Origin of the sequence: Kitasatospora cystarginea (genome assembly GCF_039533515.1) — a bacterium.
GTDB classification, from domain to species: Bacteria; Actinomycetota; Actinomycetes; order Streptomycetales; family Streptomycetaceae; genus Kitasatospora; species Kitasatospora cystarginea.
The window spans coordinates 1-2,240 of record NZ_BAAATR010000137.1; the positions used below are offsets into that span (position 1 = coordinate 1).

Annotated in this window: 1 protein-coding gene; it reads left to right on the forward strand. The window is 73.1% G+C overall.

Going from position 1 to position 2,240, the window contains the following annotated elements; translation table 11 throughout:
• Window positions 1-2,240, forward strand: a 2,240-nt coding sequence (locus ABD369_RS40390; RefSeq protein WP_344641626.1) for a type I polyketide synthase, incomplete at both ends; no start/stop codon positions are given.

The window sequence follows — 2,240 nt, forward strand, 5'->3', positions numbered from 1 at the left end:
GCCAGGGCAACTACGCCGCCGCGAACAGCTTCCTGGACGCCCTCGCCCAGCAGCGCCGTACGGCCGGTCTCCCGGCGACCTCGCTCGCCTGGGGCCTGTGGGCCGGCGGTATGGCCGGCACCCTCGACGAGGCCGATGTGCAGCGGATGGCGCGCGGTGGCGTGGCCCCGCTCACCGCCGAACTCGGCCTCGCCCTGTTCGACGCGGCCCTCGTGCAGGACGCGGCCGTCGCCGTACCGATCCGCCTGGACCAGGCCGGACTGCGCGTCCAGGCCAGGACCGGCCAACTGCCCGCCATCCTCGCCGGACTGGTCCGCACCCCGAACCGCCGTGCGGCCGAGGCCGGAACCTCCGCGGAGGGCGCCTCGCTGCTGGCCCGCTTGCTCGGCCTGACCGAGGACGACCAGCAGCGCGCGCTGCTGGAGCTGGTCCGCATCCAGGTCGCCCTCGTCCTCGGTCACGCCGGCCCGCACTCGGTCGAGCCGGGGAAGGCGTTCCGGGAGATCGGCTTCGACTCGCTGACCTCGGTCGAGCTGCGCAACCGCCTGAACGCCGCGACCGGCGTCCGGCTCCCGGCCACCGTGGTCTTCGACTACCCGACCCCCACCGCGCTCGCCGACTACCTGCTCACCGAGGCGCTGGGGCTGCGCGAGGCGGCCACCGAGGCGGCGCCGGTCCTGGCGAGCCGCGCCGACGACCCGATCGCGATCGTCGGTATGGCCTGCCGATACCCGGGCGGGGTGCGCTCGCCCGAGGACCTCTGGCGCATGATCAGCTCCGGTGCGGACGGCATCTCACCCTTCCCCACCGACCGTGGCTGGGACGTCGAGAACCTCTACCACCCGGACCCCGACCACCCCGGCACCTCCTACACCGCCGAGGGCGGGTTCCTGCACAACGCCAGTGAGTTCGACCCGGCCTTCTTCGGCATCTCGCCGCGTGAGGCGCTGGCGATGGACCCGCAGCAGCGGCTGCTGCTGGAGACCTCGTGGGAGGCGTTCGAGCGGGCGGGCATCGACCCGGAGACCGTCCGGGGCAGCCGGACCGGTGTCTTCGCCGGTGTGATGTACCACGACTACATCTCCCGCCTCCCCGCCATCCCGCCGGGCGTCGAGGGCTACCTCGGCACCGGCAGCGCCGGAAGCATCGCGTCCGGCCGAGTGTCCTACGTCCTGGGTCTGGAGGGCCCGGCCGTAACCGTGGACACCGCGTGCTCGTCCTCGCTGGTCGCGCTGCACTGGGCGATCCAGGCCCTGCGCGCGGGTGAGTGCTCGCTGGCGCTGGCCGGCGGTGTCACCGTGATGTCCACGCCGGACACCTTCGTGGACTTCAGCCGCCAGCGCGGACTGGCCGCCGACGGCCGCTGCAAGTCCTTCTCCGACGACGCCGACGGCACCGGCTGGGCCGAGGGCGCGGGCATGCTGCTGGTCGAGCGGCTCTCCGACGCCCGGCGCAACGGGCACCCGGTGCTCGGCATCGTGCGCGGCTCCGCGATCAACCAGGACGGTGCCAGCAACGGTCTGACCGCGCCCAACGGCCCGTCCCAGCAGCGGGTGATCCGCCAGGCGCTGGCCTCCGCCGGACTGAGGGGCGACGACGTCGACCTGGTCGAGGCGCACGGCACCGGTACGACGCTGGGCGACCCGATCGAGGCGCAGGCGCTGCTGGCCACCTACGGTCAGGAGCACTCGGACGACCGTCCGCTGTGGCTCGGCTCGGTGAAGTCCAACCTCGGCCACACCCAGGCCGCCGCCGGCGTCGCCGGGATCATCAAAGTGATCATGGCGATGCGGCACGGCGTGCTGCCGCAGACCCTGCACGTCGGCCAGCCGTCCACCCATGTGGACTGGACGGCGGGTGCGGTGGAACTGCTGACGGAGACCCGGCCGTGGCCGGAGACCGGCCGTCCGCGTCGCGCGGGCGTGTCCTCCTTCGGTATCAGCGGTACCAACGCGCACACCATCATCGAGCAGCCGCCGGCGTTCGACGCCGTACCGTCCGAGCCATTGTCCGCGCCGCTGCCGCTGGTGCTGTCGGGCCGGACGCCCGAGGCGCTGCGGGACCAGGCCGGGCGTCTGCTGGAGCACCTGGAGGAGCGGGCCGAGCTGTCGCTGGTCGATGTCGGTTTCTCGCTGGCGACCATGCGTTCGGTGTTCGAGCACCGGGCTGTGCTGGTGGGTTCGGGGCAGGACGAGCTCTGTGCGGGTCTGGAGGCGTTGTCGCGGGGTGAGTCTGCGGCG